The 17,173-nt window shown below is 64.6% G+C and carries 16 protein-coding genes; 15 read left to right on the forward strand and 1 reads right to left on the reverse strand.

Going from position 1 to position 17,173, the window contains the following annotated elements; all coding sequences use genetic code 11:
• Nucleotides 1-63: 63 nt before the first annotated feature.
• The 5 genes from DB459_RS10635 (at nucleotide 64) to boxA (ending at nucleotide 5,897) form a co-directional block, all read left to right on the forward strand.
• Nucleotides 64-882: an alpha/beta fold hydrolase gene (locus DB459_RS10635; protein ID WP_253712813.1), complete on the forward strand. Its 819-nt coding sequence runs from the start codon at nucleotides 64-66 to the stop codon at nucleotides 880-882.
• On the forward strand, nucleotides 879-1,352 hold the full coding sequence (locus DB459_RS10640; RefSeq protein ID WP_253712814.1) for a DUF309 domain-containing protein: 474 nt from the start codon (nucleotides 879-881) through the stop codon (nucleotides 1,350-1,352). The genes DB459_RS10635 and DB459_RS10640 overlap by 4 nt, the downstream gene beginning before the upstream one ends.
• A gap of 142 nt (nucleotides 1,353-1,494) precedes the next feature.
• Nucleotides 1,495-3,183 carry a 2,3-epoxybenzoyl-CoA dihydrolase gene (boxC, locus tag DB459_RS10645; protein ID WP_253712815.1) on the forward strand — a complete coding sequence of 563 codons (1,689 nt, stop codon included), beginning with the start codon at nucleotides 1,495-1,497 and terminating at the stop codon, nucleotides 3,181-3,183.
• Nucleotides 3,184-3,245: 62 nt separating this feature from the next.
• Nucleotides 3,246-4,691, forward strand: a complete 1,446-nt coding sequence (boxB, locus tag DB459_RS10650) for a benzoyl-CoA 2,3-epoxidase subunit BoxB (protein WP_371926918.1) — start codon at nucleotides 3,246-3,248, stop codon at nucleotides 4,689-4,691.
• A gap of 9 nt (nucleotides 4,692-4,700) precedes the next feature.
• Complete coding sequence (gene boxA, locus DB459_RS10655; protein ID WP_253712817.1) at nucleotides 4,701-5,897, forward strand: benzoyl-CoA 2,3-epoxidase subunit BoxA; 1,197 nt, start codon at nucleotides 4,701-4,703, stop codon at nucleotides 5,895-5,897.
• A gap of 128 nt (nucleotides 5,898-6,025) precedes the next feature.
• On the opposite strand, the gene DB459_RS10660 is transcribed toward boxA, so the two are convergent.
• A complete protein-coding gene (locus tag DB459_RS10660; RefSeq protein ID WP_253712818.1) occupies nucleotides 6,026-6,832 on the reverse strand; it encodes an SDR family oxidoreductase in 807 nt (268 codons plus the stop codon).
• Nucleotides 6,833-7,239: 407 nt separating this feature from the next.
• Here DB459_RS10660 and DB459_RS10665 point away from each other — a divergent pair, with 407 nt between their 5' ends.
• From DB459_RS10665 to phoB, 10 genes are all read left to right on the forward strand, one after another.
• Complete coding sequence (locus tag DB459_RS10665) at nucleotides 7,240-8,637, forward strand: OmpA family protein (protein WP_253712819.1); 1,398 nt, start codon at nucleotides 7,240-7,242, stop codon at nucleotides 8,635-8,637.
• A gap of 1 nt (nucleotide 8,638) precedes the next feature.
• Nucleotides 8,639-8,935 (forward strand): hypothetical protein, encoded by a 297-nt coding sequence (locus DB459_RS10670; RefSeq protein WP_253712820.1) that lies wholly within the window; start codon nucleotides 8,639-8,641, stop codon nucleotides 8,933-8,935.
• A gap of 248 nt (nucleotides 8,936-9,183) precedes the next feature.
• Complete coding sequence (locus DB459_RS10675; RefSeq protein ID WP_253712821.1) at nucleotides 9,184-10,239, forward strand: lysylphosphatidylglycerol synthase domain-containing protein; 1,056 nt, start codon at nucleotides 9,184-9,186, stop codon at nucleotides 10,237-10,239.
• The gene (locus tag DB459_RS10680) at nucleotides 10,226-11,566 is read left to right on the forward strand and encodes an ATP-binding protein (protein WP_371926919.1); all 1,341 of its coding nucleotides are present in this window, start codon (nucleotides 10,226-10,228) and stop codon (nucleotides 11,564-11,566) included. The genes DB459_RS10675 and DB459_RS10680 overlap by 14 nt, the downstream gene beginning before the upstream one ends.
• A gap of 140 nt (nucleotides 11,567-11,706) precedes the next feature.
• On the forward strand, nucleotides 11,707-12,753 hold the full coding sequence (pstS, locus tag DB459_RS10685) for a phosphate ABC transporter substrate-binding protein PstS (RefSeq protein ID WP_253712822.1): 1,047 nt from the start codon (nucleotides 11,707-11,709) through the stop codon (nucleotides 12,751-12,753).
• 119 nt (nucleotides 12,754-12,872) lie between these two features.
• Nucleotides 12,873-13,919 (forward strand): phosphate ABC transporter permease subunit PstC, encoded by a 1,047-nt coding sequence (pstC, locus tag DB459_RS10690; RefSeq protein ID WP_256519342.1) that lies wholly within the window; start codon nucleotides 12,873-12,875, stop codon nucleotides 13,917-13,919.
• 47 nt (nucleotides 13,920-13,966) lie between these two features.
• Entirely contained in the window at nucleotides 13,967-14,764 is a 798-nt protein-coding gene (pstA, locus tag DB459_RS10695) for a phosphate ABC transporter permease PstA (protein WP_371926975.1), read from the forward strand.
• Complete coding sequence (gene pstB, locus DB459_RS10700) at nucleotides 14,761-15,591, forward strand: phosphate ABC transporter ATP-binding protein PstB (RefSeq protein WP_253712824.1); 831 nt, start codon at nucleotides 14,761-14,763, stop codon at nucleotides 15,589-15,591. Before pstA ends, pstB begins: the two co-directional genes overlap by 4 nt.
• Nucleotides 15,592-15,617: 26 nt before the next feature.
• Complete coding sequence (gene phoU / locus DB459_RS10705; protein ID WP_253712825.1) at nucleotides 15,618-16,334, forward strand: phosphate signaling complex protein PhoU; 717 nt, start codon at nucleotides 15,618-15,620, stop codon at nucleotides 16,332-16,334.
• A 14-nt stretch (nucleotides 16,335-16,348) separates the two neighbouring features.
• Nucleotides 16,349-17,050, forward strand: a complete 702-nt coding sequence (gene phoB, locus DB459_RS10710; protein WP_253712826.1) for a phosphate regulon transcriptional regulator PhoB — start codon at nucleotides 16,349-16,351, stop codon at nucleotides 17,048-17,050.
• Nucleotides 17,051-17,173: the final 123 nt, after the last annotated feature.

Below are 17,173 nucleotides of genomic sequence, written 5' to 3' on the forward strand. Positions count from 1 at the left end.
TGCATTGTTGCGCGCGATGCGGTCTCGTCAAAGGATGCGGCTGACGCAGGAGGTCTTCTGAAGATGACTGCACTTCAGTCCACCGGCTTTCTCCCCATCGGCGACGGCGAACTCGAATACCGCTTCACCGGCCCCTCGCCGGCGGAGGCGCCGACGCTGGTTCTGCTGCATGAGGGGCTCGGGTCGGCGGCGCTGTGGGGCGAATTGCCGCAGCGCCTCGCCGCCGCGACCGGCGCCGGCGTCTTCACCTATTCTCGCGCTGGCTATGGCGGCTCAAGCCCGGTCACGCTGCCGCGGCCGCTCGATTACATGCAGCGCGAAGCCATTGAGGTGCTGCCCAGGGTGCTCGATGCCATCGGCTTCCGCCGCGGGCTGCTGATCGGTCATTCCGACGGCGCCTCGATCGCGGCGATCTATGCCGGAAGCGTCCAGGATCATCGCGTGCGCGGCATCGCGCTGATCGCTCCGCATTTCATCGTCGAAGACGTCTCGATCGCCTCGATCGCGAGGATCAAGCAGGATTACGAGGGCACCGAACTGCGGGTCAAGCTCGCGCGCTGGCATCGCGATGTCGACAATGCCTTCTATGGCTGGAACGGCGCCTGGCTCGATCCGGCATTCCGCGCCTGGGATATATCCGACGTGCTTGCCTATATCCGCGTGCCGGTTGCCGTCATCCAGGGCGCGCAGGATCAGTATGGTACGCTGCGCCAGGTCGAGATCGCACAAGAAGAGTGCTACTGCCCGGTCGACGTCAGCGTGATTCCCGGCGCCGCCCATGCCCCACACCGCGAGGCCGCCGAGGTGACGCTGTCGACGCTGGCCGATTTCGCCAACCGCCTCCTGCGCCTGCACGGTGAGGGCGCGGTCCGGGCGGCGTGACCGCGGTCGCGACCATTGCCCGGCCGCGCTGGGCTTATGTCCCTGGCGAGGGCGGTGGCGTCGATCGCGAGGCCATGGCGTGCGGCCTGGCGCTGCTATCGCCGAGCTACGCGGACCGCGTTCCGGCGGACGATGCGGCGGTGGGTTACGGCATCGCGCTCAACGACGAGGGCTTCTTCTGGGAGGCGCACGAGGTGCTCGAGGCCGTGTGGCGGGCGGCGCCGCCGGCCGGCCTTGATCGCCTCGTGTTGCGCGGCTGCATCCAGATTGCCAACGCCAATCTCAAGCGCCGTATGAGCCGCCCGGCCGCGGCGGCGCGGCTGATGGCCGAGGCGGCTGCGGATTTCGCCGAACTGGGCCGCCGTGGTCCGGCACCGACGGACAGTTTCGCCGGCCGGATCGACTTGACGCGGATCGCCGCCGGTTTTGGCCGACCCGGTCCCATCTTGATCGAACCGGCATTGACATGAACCAAACTGCATGATTCCTGCACTTTAGCGCTGGACATGCCGATAACATGCATTATTATGCATATTCAGCGGCGGGGCGAGGTCCTTGCCGACGATCGGTCGGACATCGGCGTTGCGCCGAGACCAGAGCAAGGGTGGATTCATGGCAGGTGAGGAGCGCAGGCTCGCCAACGGGGCGACCTTCATCGACTTCCAGACCGATCCGTCGCGCTACCGCCATTGGCAGCTCGCGGTCGATGGCGAGATCGCCACGCTTACGCTCGACGTCGACGAGAATGGCGGAATGTTCGAGGGCTACCAGCTCAAGCTCAATTCCTACGACCTCGGCGTCGATATTGAACTCGCCGACGCCGTGCAGCGGCTGCGCTTCGAATATCCTGAGGTCAAGGCGGTGATCCTGCGGTCCGGCAAGAACCGGGTGTTCTGCGCCGGCGCCAATATCCGCATGCTGGCCGGGGCGAGCCACGCCCACAAGGTCAACTTCTGCAAATTCACCAATGAGACGCGCAACGGCATTGAGGATTCCAGCGAGAATTCCGGCCAGCGCTTCATCTGCGTCATCAACGGCACCGCTGCGGGCGGCGGCTACGAGCTCGCGCTCGCGGCCGATCACATCGTGCTGGCCGACGACGGCTCGGCGGCGGTCGCCTTGCCGGAAGTGCCGTTGCTCGCGGTGCTGCCCGGCACCGGCGGTCTCACCCGCGTCGTCGACAAGCGCAAGGTGCGCCGTGACCACGCCGACTACTTCTGCACCATCGAGGAAGGCATCAAGGGCAAGCGGGCGGTGCAGTGGCGCCTCGTCGACGAGATCGCGCCCAATTCGAAGATCGATGCCAAGGTGGTGGAGCGGGCGAACGCCTTCGCCGCGAGCTCAAAGCGCCAGGGCAAAGGTCCTGGCGTGGCGCTGGCTCCGCTGGCACGTCGGATCGACGAGAGCGGCGTCCACTACGGCTTCGTCGATGTCGAGATCGATCGTGCCGCGCGCATCGCCACGATTTCGATCGCGGCGCCGATCGTGTCGCCGCCGGCCGATGCCGACGCCATGGTGGCGCAGGGCGCCTCCTTCTGGCCGTTGCAGCTCGCCCGCGAGCTCGATGACGCCATCCTGCATCTGCGCATCAACGAACTCGACACCGCGATGCTGGTGTTCAAGTCCCACGGCGACCGCGACCTGGTGCTGGCGTATGATGCCTTCCTCGAGGCCCATCGCGACCACTGGCTCGCCAGCGAGATCCGCCATTTCTGGAAGCGGGTTCTCAAGCGCGTCGACGTCACCTCGCGCACGCTGGTGACGCTGGTCGAGCCCGGCTCCTGCTTCGTCGGGACCCTCGCCGAACTCGTTTTCGCCGCCGACCGCTCCTACATGCTGATCGGCGAGAAACAGGGCGACAACCGCCCGCCCGCCGAGCTGGTGCTGACCGCAGCGAATTTCGGCGCCTATCCCATGAGCCATGGCCTGACACGCCTTGCCTCGCGTTTCCAGGCCGATCCGACCGATCTCGAGACGGCGCGGGCGCGCATCGGCGAGCCGCTCGACGCAGAAGCCGCCGAAGGGCTCGGTCTCATCACCTTCGCGCTCGATGACATCGACTGGAACGACGAGGTGCGCGTCTTCATGGAGGAGCGCGCCAGCTTCTCGCCCGACAGTCTCACCGGCATGGAAGCCAATCTGCGCTTCGTCGGGCCGGAGACCATGGAATCGAAGATCTTCGCCCGTCTCACCGCCTGGCAGAACTGGATCTTTCAGCGGCCCAACGCGGTCGGCCAGCACGGCGCGCTGCGCCGCTACGGCACCGGCGAGCGCGCGCAATTCGACATGACGCGGGTCTGACCGCGAAAGGGCGTGCCGGGTCAACCGGCGCTCCGGAGGAAACGCGAGAAAGGGAGTTGGCCATGTCCATCATCAATGTCGACTACACCACCAAGATCCCCAATAACGTCAATCTCGCCGAGGACCGTCAGGTGCTCAAGGCGCTCGAGGGCTGGCATCCGGGCTATCTCGACTGGTGGAGCGACATGGGGCCGGAGGGCTTCCAGGAATCGCTGGTCTATCTGCGCACCGCGGTGAGCGTCGATCCCAAGGGCTGGGCGAAATTCGACTACGTGCGCATGCCGGAATATCGCTGGGGCGTGCTGCTGGCGCCGCAGGAAGAAGGCCGCCTCGTCAACTTCGGGCAGCACAAGGGCGAGAAGGCCTGGCAGGAGGTGCCCGGCGAATATCGCGCCATGCTGCGTCGCCTGGTGGTGATCCAGGGTGATACCGAACCGGCGTCAGTGGAGCAGCAGCGCTATCTCGGCAAGACTGCACCCTCGCTTTACGACATGCGCAACCTGTTCCAGGTCAATGTCGAGGAGGGCCGCCACCTCTGGGCCATGGTCTACCTGCTGCAGAAATATTTCGGCCGCGACGGTCGCGAGGAGGCCGACGAACTGCTGCGCCGCCGCTCCGGCGATGCCGACGCGCCGCGCATGCTCGGCGCCTTCAACGAGGCGACGCCGGACTGGCTGTCCTTTTTCATGTTCACTTTCTTCACCGATCGCGACGGCAAGATGCAGCTCGAAAGCCTGGCGCAGTCCGGCTTCGATCCGCTGTCGCGCACCTGCCGCTTCATGCTGACCGAGGAAGCGCATCATATGTTCGTCGGCGAGACCGGCATCGGGCGTGTGCTGCAACGGACCTGCGAGGCGATGAAGAAGGCCGGCATCGATGATCCCGCCGACATCGAACGGGTGCGCGCGCTCGGCGTCATCGACCTGCCGACGATCCAGAAGAAGCTGAACCTGCATTACTCGCTGTCGCTCGATCTGTTCGGCTCGGAGGTCTCGACCAACGCCGCCAACTTCTACAACGCCGGTCTCAAGGGCCGCTTCCAGGAAACCAAGATCGACGATGATCACCGTCTCACCGGCGACATCTACAAGGTGCTCAAACTGGTCGAGGGCGAAATCCGCCTCGTCGACGAGCCGGCGCTCACGGCGCTCAATATGCGGCTGCGCGACGACTACACGACCGATTGCGCCAAGGGCGTCGAGCGCTGGAACAAGGTCATCGAGAAGGCCGGGGTCGATTTCCGCCTCGATCTGCCGCACACCGCCTTCCATCGTCAGATCGGTGAATTCGCCAATGTCGAAGCGACGCCGAAGGGCGTGCTGCTGAGCGGCGCCGAATGGGCCAAAGTCCGCGACGATTATCTGCCCTCGGCAGCCGACGGCGATTTCATCGCCTCGCTGATGCAGCCGGTGTCCGCGCCGGGCGAATATGCGCCCTGGATCGCGGCGCCCAAGGTCGGCATCGACAACAAGCCCGGCGACTTCGAATACGTGAAAATCGCCGCGTAAGCCGCCACCATGCATGTCGAAGGCCTCCTCAAGCAGCACGTGATCGATCCGGAGATCTGCATCCGCTGCAACACCTGCGAGGAAACCTGTCCGATCGATGCGATCACCCACGACGACAACAACTATGTCGTCGACGCATTGATCTGCAATTACTGCATGGACTGCATTTCCCCTTGTCCCACCGGGGCCATCGACAACTGGCGCGTGGTGCGCGAGGCCTATTCGCTCGCCGACCAGTTCTCCTGGAGCGAGTTGCCGGCGCAGCAGGAAGTGGAGGTGGTTGAAGGCGGCTCGGCTATCGAAGCGCTGGAGGACGAGGTCGGTGCGCTGCTCGCCGAGGCGCGCAAGGGTCTCGGCGGCAAGGCGGTTGCACCGCATTCGGCCAGCAAGCCGACCGTCAATCTCTACAATCGCGGCAAGCCGGCCACCGCTACCATCGCCGGTAATCGGCGCCTGACCGATGCCGCTGCCGATTCGGACGTCCGCCATGTCATCCTCGATTTCGGCGACCAGCCTTTTCCGGTGCTCGAAGGCCAGAGCATCGGCATCATCCCGCCCGGCGTCGACGCCGCGGGTAAGCCGCATGCGCCGCGACTCTATTCAGTTGCCAGTCCCCGCGATGGCGAGAAGCCGAATTCGAACAATCTGGCATTGACCATCAAGCGAGAGCCCGGCGGGATCTGCTCCAATTATCTCTGCGATCTGCCGCGCGGCGCCAAGGTCGAGGTCACCGGACCGTTCGGCGCCACCTTCCTGATGCCGAATGATCCAGCCGCCAACATCGTCATGATCTGTACCGGAACGGGCTCAGCGCCATTCCGCGGCTTCACCGAGCGACGCCGGCGCGCCATGCCCGATGCGCCGGGGCATCTGTTGCTGTTCTTCGGCGCCCGGCGGCCGCAGGAATTGCCCTATTTCGGCCCCCTGCAGAAGGTGCCGGAGAAACTCCTGACCCGGCACTTCTGTTACTCGCGGGTGCCTGGCGAGCCGCGCAGCTATGTGCAGGATCGGATCCGCAGCGAGGGCGCAGGCGTCACCGAACTGCTCCAGGACGCCAATACCCATGTCTATATCTGCGGCTTGCGCGGCATGGAGACCGGGGTCGACGAGGCTTTCGCCGACATCTGCCGGTTCGCGGCGATCGACTGGGCGGTCCTCAAATCCGAAATGCGCGACAACGGGCGCTATCACGTCGAGACATATTGAGGGCTTGAGGCCGGCTCTCCGGTGACGGCGAGAGGGATTCCGGCCCCTCTCCGCCGCGTCACGCTGAGGTGCGCGCGAGCTGCGCCTATCTCAGGATGCCATGGATAACGGCTGTCACAGCTTCGCCTTCAATCCCAGCCGGCGCCGGCGATGCCAGGATTGGCATAGACGACGCCCCCGTCGACCACGACCGTGGCGCCGACCACGTAATCGCCGGCGCGCGAGGCGAGATAGATCGCCGTGCCTGCCATGTCCTCGTCGTTGCCGATGCGGCCTGCCGGAATCCGTTCCGCCACGGTATCGGCGTTGTCGCGCGCGGCGCGGTTCATGTCGGAGGCAAACGCGCCCGGCGCAATCGCCGTGACCACCACATGGTCCTTGATCAGGCGCACCGCGAGGCGGCGCGTCAGGTGGATCAGGCCCGATTTGCTCGCCGCATAGGAATAGGTCTCGAGCGGGTTGACGAAGATGCCGTCGATTGAGGCGATGTTGATGACCTTGGCTGGGCGTGGGGCGGTCGCTGCGGCGCGCAGCAGCGGCGCCAGCGCCTTGGTCAGGAAGAACGGCGTCTTGACGTTGAGATTCATCACTTTATCCCAGCCGCTCTCGGGAAACTCGTCGAAATCGGCTCCCCAGGCTGCCCCGGCATTGTTGACTAGGATGTCGAGCTTCGATTCCCGCTTCTCGATCTCGGTCGCCAGAGTTTCGATCCCGGGCATCGTGGAAATGTCGATCGGCAGGGCGATGCATTCCCCGCCATAGCGCTCGGTCAGTTCCTTCGCCGTCGTCTCGCAGGGACCGGCCTTGCGTGCGGTGATGTAGACCTTCGCCGCGCCTTGGGCGAGGAAGCCCGCCGCAATCATCTTGCCAATGCCGCGCGAGCCGCCGGTGACCAGGGCGATGCGGCCCTTCAGCGAGAACAGATCCGTGAACATTCTTCCTCCTTTTTGATGTGACGTGCAGTCACGGTTTATGCGGCGAGACTTTGACTTTCTGGCCGCCCGCCACAAATCGGCAGTTCGGCGTACCAAACCGCATGCGTCGACTTGCGAAAAGGCCCTCGGTGAGACAGCGACCCATGTCCCCGAACAGCCTTCGTCTTCTCAGGCCATATGACGTTCGGGGCGTGTCAGCCAGGCTTCCCGCCCCGGCTGCCCGGCAGGTCGGTGCGCCGGACGCCTCCGTCTGGCCTGAATAAAGCCAATTGGCAGGTTCGCGTTGACAGGCCCGCGTTCGCTTGGTTTCACTCCCGCGATCACGCTCTCGGATTCTTCGACGAGCCTGGTCTGTCTCCGCGGAAAAGCCCTGTCAACTTTCCCGGATCATGCTCTAAGGTATGGGAATGCGAGGCTTTTTCAGGTGGGCGCGCAAATGGTGGCCGGGACTTTTGCCGCTCATTGTGCTGTGGATCGCTGCGGCTTGGAACACCACTGGGCCGCTGGAGGCCGATCTTACGGCCGAGACTGCCGCTGCGCTCAAGGGCAGCGTACTCAGCAAGGTCCGGATTACCGCCGCTGGTCGCGATGTGTCGCTGGCGGCGGAGGCGTTCTCCGAGCAGGGACGGCAGAGTGCGCTGGCTACGGCTGAAACCGTTCCCGGCGTTCGTCTCGTCAACGACGAGACCCGCCTGGTGCCGGAGGCACGGCCGTTCGTCTGGATTGCCGAGCGGGTTGTGGTTCGGGTGACGCTTTGGGGCAATGCGCCGCTGCCGGCGATCAAGGCGCGACTTTTCGACGCGGCGCGCGCCGCGGTGCCCGGGACCGAGGTCGTCGACCAGACAACGCTGGCGCGTGGCGCGCCACCGCGCTTCGACGTCGCTGCCCAGCTCTTGTTGGAGCAGGTCGGACGGCTCAAGGACGGCAAGGTCACCATTTCCGATACCGGCGTCCAGCTCGCCGGCATGGCCCGTGAGCTCGGCGGCCGCGAAGCCATCGCTGCCGCTCTGAAGAACCTGCCAGAGGGTTTTGTCGTCGCCGAAAATGCAGTGAAGGCGCCGCCCTACGTCTTTCAGGCCAACAAGGATCCGGTGGCGGTGACCGTCACGTTCACGGGCTATGTGCCGGACAACAGCGCGCATGCGGCGCTGATCGGCGCAGCAGGCCGCAAATTCTTCGACAGCAAGGTGGTCGATCAGCTCAAGGCCAGCCTCGGCGCGCCGTCGGGCTTTGTCAACGTGGCGACGATCGCTCTTGGGGCGCTGTCGCGTCTCTCCACCGGTTCGCTTGTGATCGCCGATCGCGAGGTGAAGCTGTCGGGGGATGCACTTTATGGCGTGGCCGCGGACCAAATCCGCGCCAGTCTGGCCACCGATCTGCCCCAGGGCTGGAAAGCGGTGGCGGAGATTTCGGTGCGGCCGGCGGCGACCCTGGTCGATGCCACGGTCTGCCAGCAGCTGTTCACGGACCTGTTCCGTCGGGGCAAGATCCGCTTCGAGACCGGCCGTGCCGCGATCGATCCTGATTCGGTCGGTCTGCTCGACCGCCTGGTCGAGGCGGCGCTGCGCTGCCCAGGCGCTGGCGTCGAAGTCGCCGGCCATACCGATGCGAGCGGCGACGACGCAGGCAACCAGGCGCTGTCGGAAAAGCGGGCGCAGGCGGTGGTGGACTACATGGTGAAGGCCGGCCTGCCGCGCGAGCGCCTGACCGCTGTCGGCTACGGCAGCAGCCAGCCGATGGCGTCCAATGAGACCGAAGACGGCAAAGCCCAGAATCGCCGCATCGAATTCACGGTGAAGCAATAACATGGCTCATCTTGCGTCGTTTCTATGGGGATGGCTGGCCGCCGCCCTGCTGCTCGGCCTGGCCATGGGCTGGATCGCCGTGGTGCACCGCGGCCGCCCCTTGTCGGCGGAGATGTTGCGCCGGATTGCGGTCGTGCTGGCGGTTTTCGTCGGCGTGACGGTGGCGCGGATGATCCCAGGGCGGGTCGGCTACTGGTTTGATCTTGGTCTTGTCATGTTTGCGCTCTATCTCGTCGGCTGCGCCGTGGGCAGTGCATTGCGCGATTGGGTCATCAGCCGCCATGTCGCGGCCAAGTGAGCTCGGCACGATCCCTTCGGCCGGATCTGGCTCGCCGGCGGACCTTGTCCCTCAGGTGGAAGTTGGCATTCCGGCAGTTGCTGCTGCGGCGGTTGGCCCGTGTCGCGAGCCTCGCGACCTCGGTCCGGTTCTGCTACCAATCGGGAACCGGAACGGCATCGTCGGCGCCGGGGGCGCGCCTCGGCCCGGTCCGGAATCCACGGCCGAACCAATCCATGGCAGGCCTGAGCAGGGCAGTCGAGGTCTAGATGCTGGCATCCATACGCAGGACCGTTGCGGTCCTGCGCGAACGGCAAATCCTCCACAAGCTTGGCATTGTGATCAGCATCACGATCATCGCGACCGCATGCTACATTCTGTTTCACATGCTGCGCGACCTCAAGGTCGCAGATCTGATGGAGGCGATCCGGGAAACTGATCGCAAGGCCATCGTGCTCGCCGGCCTCTGTGTCGCCGCGGGCTATTTCACCCTGACCTTCTATGATCTGTTTGCGTTGCGCAGCATTGGCAAGGCCGACGTGCCCTATCGCATTGCAGCGCTGGCCGGCTTCACCAGCTACTCGATCGGTCACAATGTCGGCGCCAGCGTTTTCACCGGTGGGGCTGTCCGCTACCGGATCTATTCGGCCTGGGGGCTTACGGCCGTCGATGTCGCCAAGGTCTGCTTCATCGCTGGACTGACCTTCTGGCTCGGCAATGCCGCCGTGCTCGGCCTCGGGGTCACCTATCATCCCGAGGCTGCCTCCGCCGTGGACAAGCTGCCGCCCTGGCTGAACCGCGGAATCGCCATCCTGGTACTGATCATCCTGGTCGGCTACGTCGTTCATGTCTGGCGCCGTCCTCGCCAGGTGGGCCGCGGGACGTGGACTGTCAGGCTGCCGGATGGTCCGCTGACGCTGCTACAGATCGCCATCGGCATCATCGACCTGGGATTCTGTGCCCTGGCGATGTTCATCCTGATCCCCGAGGAGCCGCATGTCGGATTCGTCGTGGTCGCGGTCATCTTCGTGTCGGCGACGCTGCTCGGTTTCGCATCGCACTCGCCCGGTGGTCTCGGCGTATTCGACGCCGCCATGCTGGTCGGCTTGTGGCAGTTCGACAAGGAGGACCTGCTGGCCGGGATGCTCCTGTTCCGGGTTCTCTATTATCTCACGCCGTTCGTGCTCTCTGTCACGCTCCTGACGCTTCGTGAGGTCATCGTTGGCGCCCGCAACAAGCGGCTGCGCGAAGCGCTTGCGAAGCTTGACGAGAGCACCGCGCAGCCTCCCACGATTTTACGGGACCAGGGTGATGGCGGCATCTGACCGGAGCGGACAGTCCACGGGTGCGGCTTTGCCCGGCCTCGCGCCGGCGCCACCGCCGGTGGCGCCGTGGTCGGATCGGCTGCGCCGATCCGCGGTGGTGCTGCTGGTGGCGGCGCTCGCCCTCGTCGCTTTGGTGGTACTCGGCGGAGTGCCGTTCGCCCGGGCTATCGCCGTCTTCGTCTGTATCGTCGGCGCGGCTTTGATCCCTTGGCAGCTGCATGATGCCCAACAGTCGCGCGGCGAGGCGATCGGGGCGGCGCCGGTGGAGACGCCGGTGGTGCGGGCCCTGATCGAAGGCATGCCGGATCCCGCCGTACTGCTCGACCGCGCCGGTCGCGTGCTTCATTTCAATATCGCGGCAGGTCAGCTTGCGCCGGCGCTGCGCCGCAACGAGCTGGCGCAGTTCGCGCTGCGTTCGCCGGAGATCATCACCGCCCTGCGCGAGGCGATCACCTATGCCCAGCCGCGGCGGACGAGCTACGTCGATCATGTCCCGGTTGACCGCTGGATGGAGCTGGTGGTCAAGCCGATCGCGGTGCCGACCGCCTTCGGCGGCACCGACTACTGCATGCTGATGACGTTCCACGACCAGACGCCGCTGCGCCGGGTCGAGGAAATGCGCGCGGATTTCGTTGCCAATGCGAGCCACGAGCTGCGCACGCCATTGGCGGCGCTGTCGGGTTTCATCGATACGCTGCAGGGGCCGGCGCGGGATGATGCCAAGGCGCGTGAGCGCTTTCTCGCCATCATGCATACCCAGGCCTCGCGCATGGCGCGGCTGATCGACGATCTCTTGTCGCTGTCCCGTGTCGAGCTCAGCGCGCATGTTAGACCGGATACCCTGGTCGATGTGGTGCCGATCATCCGAGAGGTGATCGACGGACTCGAGCTGCTGGCCAAGGAACGTCAGGTGGTGATCGAGACTGATCTTCCGGCGGGAGCGGTGACCATTGCCGGCGACCGCGAGGAGTTGCTGCGGGTCTTCGAGAATCTGATCGAGAACGCCCTGAAATATGGTGCGTCGGGCGGCAGGGTGATGGTCGCCCTGACGGTCGCCCCGGCGACCGACGGTGCTCCCGAAGTGCGGGTCATGGTACGGGATTTCGGTCCCGGTATCGCGCCGGAGCATCTGCCGCGGCTCACCGAGAGGTTCTACCGGGTCGACGTCGGCGACAGCCGCGCCCAGGGCGGGACCGGCCTCGGCCTGTCGCTGGTCAAGCACATCATTGGCCGCCATCGAGGCCGCCTAGTGATCGAGAGCGTGCTCAAACAGGGCGCTACTTTTACCGCCTGTTTTCCCCAGCCGAAGCCTCCTGAAAGCGCATAAAGCCAAGTTTTTACAATGGCTTGCTTGTGTCACATGAGTGTCACTGAACTCTCATAAAAGCTCTAACGCGGGCTTCTAAAGGAAGCCGCAGGGGCCTGATCGAGAGCGACCCGGCTCCGGCTCACAGATGGAGAGAACCCGTGAATTTCATCAAGACAATCGTCGCCGCGGGCCTGCTGGCCGCTGCGACCCTGCCGGCGCGCGCCGCCGATATTTCCGGTGCTGGCGCGACCTTCCCCTACCCGATCTACGCCAAATGGGCTGATGCCTATAAGAAGGAGACCGGCAACGGCTTGAATTATCAGTCCATCGGCTCCGGCGGCGGCATCAAGCAGATCACCGCTCGCACCGTGACCTTCGGCGCCTCCGACATGCCGCTGAAGCCGGAAGAGCTCGAAAAGGCCGGCCTGATTCAGTTCCCCACGGTGATGGGCGGCATCGTCCCCGTGGTGAATCTCGACGGCATTCAGAGCGGCGAGCTGACCATCGACGGTCCGACCCTCGCCAAGATCTATCTCGGCGAGATCAAGGCCTGGGACGATCCGGCGATCAAAAAGCTCAACCCGAGCACCAAGCTGCCGTCGCAGGCTATCGTCGTGGCTCATCGGTCCGATGGCTCCGGCACCACGTTCATCTTCACCAACTATCTCGCGAAGGTCAGCGCCGACTGGAAGAGCAAGGTCGGCAGCAACACCGCGGTTGAATGGCCTACCGGCATCGGCGCCAAGGGCAACGAAGGCGTCGCCAACAACGTGGTCCAGACCAAGGGCGCGATCGGCTATGTCGAGTCGGCTTATGCCAAGCAGAACAAGCTGACCACCACCAAGATGATCAACAAGGACGGCAAGACCGTCGCGCCGGCCCCGGGTGCCTTCCAGGCTGCCGCCGCCGGTGCCGACTGGGCCCATGCTCCCGGCTTCTACATGATCCTGACCGACGAGAAGGGTGCGGAAGCCTGGCCGATCGCAGGTGCGACCTTCATCCTGTTGCCGAAGCAGCCGCAGGACGCCGCCGCGGCCACCGAAGCGCTCAAGTTCTTCGCCTGGGCCTACGCCAAGGGTGATCAGATGGCGCAGGACCTCGACTACATCCCGATGCCCGACAGCGTCGTCAAGGTGGTGCAGAAGGTGTGGTCGTCCGAGGTCAAGGACTCCAGCGGCAAGCCGCTGTTCGCCGCCTCCAACTGATAACGCCAATGGAGGGCGCGGCCTCCGGGTCGCGCCCATCTCGATCTCGACGTGACTATCCGCACGAAGCGCCGAATCGCCGAGCAGTTTATCGGCGCCTGTCTGCCGGAGCTGCAAAGATGTCAGCGCATGCCGTAATGACCCGCGAGCGGCGGGACGAGGAGGCGCCCGTGGTTGAAGTGGCTTGGGAAGGGCAGGTTGTGGGAGCGCGGCAGGATGTCGAGGAGCGCGCCAAGGCGCTCGACCGGCTTCGGCTCAGCGACAATATCTTCAAGCTGATGACTCGCAGCGCCGCGATCTTCGTGCTCGCGCTGCTCGGTGGCGTCATGCTTGCGCTCTTTCTCGGCTCGTTGCCCGCGCTGAACGAGTTTGGCCTCGATTTCTTTCTGTCGCAGAGCTGGAATCCGGTTACTGAGAAATTCGGCGCGCTGGCGCCGATCTACGGCACCCTGGTCACGTCGCTGATCGCCATGATGATCGCGGTGCCGTTCGGCCTCTTGATCGCAATGTTCCTCACCGAACTTTGCCCGATGTGGCTGCGTCGTCCGATCGGCATTGCCATCGAACTGCTCGCGGGCATTCCCAGCATCATCTACGGCATCTGGGGGCTGTTCGTACTCGCCCCCTTCCTGCAGCAGCATGTTCAGCCCGGTGTGATCGCGACTTTCGCCAATGTGCCCGGCCTGTCGGCCCTGTTCGCCGGACCGCCTTACGGCATCGGCATCTTCACCGCCGGTCTGATCCTTGCCATCATGGTCCTGCCGTTCGTCACGTCGATTTCGCGCGACGTTTTCGAAGCGGTGCCGCCGGTGCTCAAGGAAGCGGCCTACGGCCTCGGCTGCAGCACCTGGGAAGTGATGCGCTATGTGGTGCTGCCCTACACCCGGGTCGGCGTCATCGGCGGGGTCATGCTCGGCCTCGGTCGTGCTCTCGGCGAGACCATGGCTGTGACCTTCGTGATCGGCAATGCCCACAAGATCTCGTCCTCGCTGCTGGCGCCAGGCACCACGATCTCGGCGACCATCGCCAACGAATTCACCGAAGCGGTCGGCGATCTCTACACCTCGTCGCTGATCGCGCTCGGCCTCATCCTGTTCTTCATTACGTTCGTGGTGCTGGCGATCGCGCGCTACCTGCTGCTGCGCATCGAGCGGAGGATCGGCTGATGGATGCTTCGCTCTACAGCACGAGACGTCGTCGCAACGTCATCGCCATGGTGGCGTCGGTCGGCGCGACGCTGATCGGACTGTCCTGGCTGGCCCTGATCCTGGGCGCCTTGTTCTGGGAAGGTTTCAGTGGCTTGTCGCTGCGGGTCTTCACCGAGAACACGCCACCGCCCGGTTCCGATGGCGGGCTGCTCAATGCCATTATCGGTAGCCTGATCGCCACCGTCCTCGCCGTCGCGATCGGCACTCCGATCGGCATTCTCGCCGGCACCTACATGGCCGAGTATGGCCGTCACGATAAGCTGACGAGCGTCGTGCGCTTCATCAACGACATTCTGCTCAGCGCACCCTCGATCGTCATCGGCCTCTTCATCTACGAGGTGATGGTGCGGCCCATGGGACATTTCTCCGGGATCGCCGGTGCCGTCGCGCTCGCCGTCATCGTCATTCCGGTGGTGGTGCGGACGACCGAGGACATGCTGCTGCTGGTCCCCAACACCATGCGCGAGGCCGCCGCCTCGATCGGTCTGCCGCGCTCGCTGATGATCCAGAAGATCGCTTATCGCGCGGCGCGTTCCGGCATCATCACCGGCATTCTGCTGGCGATCGCCCGCGTCAGCGGCGAGACCGCGCCGCTGCTCTTCACAGCCCTCAACAACCAGTTCTACAGCACCAACCTCAACGCGCCGATGGCGAGCCTGCCGGCCGTCATCTTCCAGTTTGCCCTCAGTCCCTACAAGGACTGGCAGAAACTGGCCTGGACCGGCGCCCTGATCATCACGCTGTCCGTGCTCGCGCTCAGCATCGTTGCGCGGGCGCTGACCGGAGCAAGGAAGTCGTCATGAACCTCGCCACAGCGACGCCGTCATCATCCTCCGCCCCGAACCCGGCGCAACCGCCGCTGGACCTGAGCGCGCTCAAGCCCAAGATCGCGCTGCGCGACCTCGATTTCTTCTACGGTGAGGCGCGGGCGCTCAAGAGCATCTCGATGTCTCTGTACGAGAACAAGGTCACGGCCTTCATCGGCCCGTCGGGCTGCGGCAAGTCGACGTTGCTGCGTATCCTGAACCGGATGTACGATCTCTATCCGAACCAGCGCGCAGCCGGGCACGTCGACTTCGACGGTATCGATATCCTGCAGCCGGGGCTCGACCTCAACCTGCTGCGTGCCCGGATCGGCATGGTGTTCCAGAAGCCGACGCCGTTCCCGATGTCGATCTATGAGAACGTCGCCTTCGGCATCCGCCTTTACGAGAAGCTCTCCAAGAGCGATCTCGACGAGCGGGTCGAGCAGTCGCTGCGGCGCGCAGCGCTGTGGGAGGAGGTCAAGGACAAGCTTTCCGCCAACGGCCTCAGCCTGTCGGGCGGTCAGCAGCAGCGGCTCTGTATCGCCCGCACCGTGGCGGTGCGGCCGGAGGTCATCCTGTTCGACGAACCTTGCTCGGCGCTCGATCCGATCTCGACCGCCAAGATCGAGGAACTCATCGACGAATTGAAGGACGACTACACAATCGTGATCGTCACCCACAACATGCAGCAGGCGGCGCGGGTCTCCGATTTCACGGCGTTCATGTATCTCGGCGAGTTGATCGAGTTCGGCCCGACCACCAAGATCTTCACCACGCCGTCGGACCGCCGGACACAGGATTACATCACCGGCCGTTTCGGCTGAGGCGCCGCAAGGCGCAGGAGAACATTATGGCCTTCGAACATACCAGCAAAGCCTTCGACCAGGATCTGCAGGAACTGACGCGGCAGGTCGCCGAGATGGGAGGTCTCGCCGAACGCCAGATTGTCGATTCGGTCGATGCCCTGGTCCGGCGTGACGTCGTTCTCGGCCAGCGAGTGGTCGTCAATGACGGCGAACTCGATCGGATGCAGCGTGAGATCGAGGAGCGCGCGGTCCTGACCATCGCCCGTCGCCAGCCGATGGCGGTGGACCTGCGCGAGATCGTCGGCGCCATGCGTGTCGCCACGGATCTGGAGCGGATCGGTGATCTTGCCAAGAACATCGGAAAACGCGTCAGCGCGCTCGACAGCGATTTCCACCCGCTCAAGCTGATCCGGGGCTTCGAGCACATGGCCAATCTGGTGCAGTCGCAGCTCAAGGCGGTGCTCGATGCCTATGCCGCCCATGATCTTCCCGCCGCCATGGCTGTATGGAAGGGCGATGAGGAGGTGGATGCGATTTGCACTTCGCTGTTCCGCGAACTGCTCACCTACATGATGGAAGATCCGCGCAACATCAGCTTCTGCATGCATCTGATGTTCTGCGCCAAGAACATCGAGCGAATGGGCGACCACGCGACCAATATCGCCGAAACGGTTTTCTACATGGTCGAGGGGCAGCAGATGGTGGATCAGCGCCCGAAGGGCGACATGACCGCCTTTGTTCCCTCGGCTCCCGGCAACTGATCGACGGAGACGACATGGGCGCTCGAATTCTGGTGGTTGAAGACGAAGAGGCCTTGGCCACGCTCCTGCGCTACAATCTGGACGCCGAAGGCTATGAGGTCGAGACGGTCGCGCGCGGCGACGAGGCGGACACCCGCCTGAAGGAGCGTATCCCCGATCTCGTGGTGCTGGACTGGATGCTGCCGGGATTGTCGGGCATCGAGCTCTGCCGGCGCCTGCGCGCACGGCCGGAGACCAAACAGCTTCCGATCATCATGCTGACCGCGCGCGGCGAGGAGAGCGAGCGCGTGCGCGGCCTCGCCACCGGCGCTGACGACTACATCGTCAAGCCGTTCTCGGTGCCGGAACTGCTGGCGCGGGTCCGTGGTCTGCTGCGGCGAGCGAGCCCCGAGCGGCTGGCCACGGTGCTGACCTTTGGCGACATCGAACTCGATCGCGACAAGCGCCGCGTCGCCCGCTCCGGCCAGCCGATAGATCTTGGACCGACCGAATATCGCCTGCTCGAGTTCTTCCTCGAGCATCCAGGCCGCGTCTTCAGCCGCGAGCAGTTGCTCGACGGCGTCTGGGGTCGCGATATCTATATCGACGAGCGTACGGTCGACGTGCATATCGGCCGGCTGCGCAAGCTGCTCAATGTCGGCCGCGAGCAGGATCCGATCCGCACGGTTCGCGGTGCCGGCTATGCCCTGGACGATCGTTTCGCCAAGGTCGAGTGAGGCGGGGCGTCAGGCCACGCCGGAGCGCTGCTCGACAAATCGTCTGAGCAGGTGAGCAAAATAAGACATAGCAAAACAAAAACGGCGCCCGCGGGCGCCGTTGTCGTCTTCTCCGAGGGACCC

Origin of the sequence: Bradyrhizobium sp. WD16, from assembly GCF_024181725.1 — a bacterium.
Classification (GTDB): Bacteria; Pseudomonadota; Alphaproteobacteria; order Rhizobiales; family Xanthobacteraceae; genus Bradyrhizobium_A.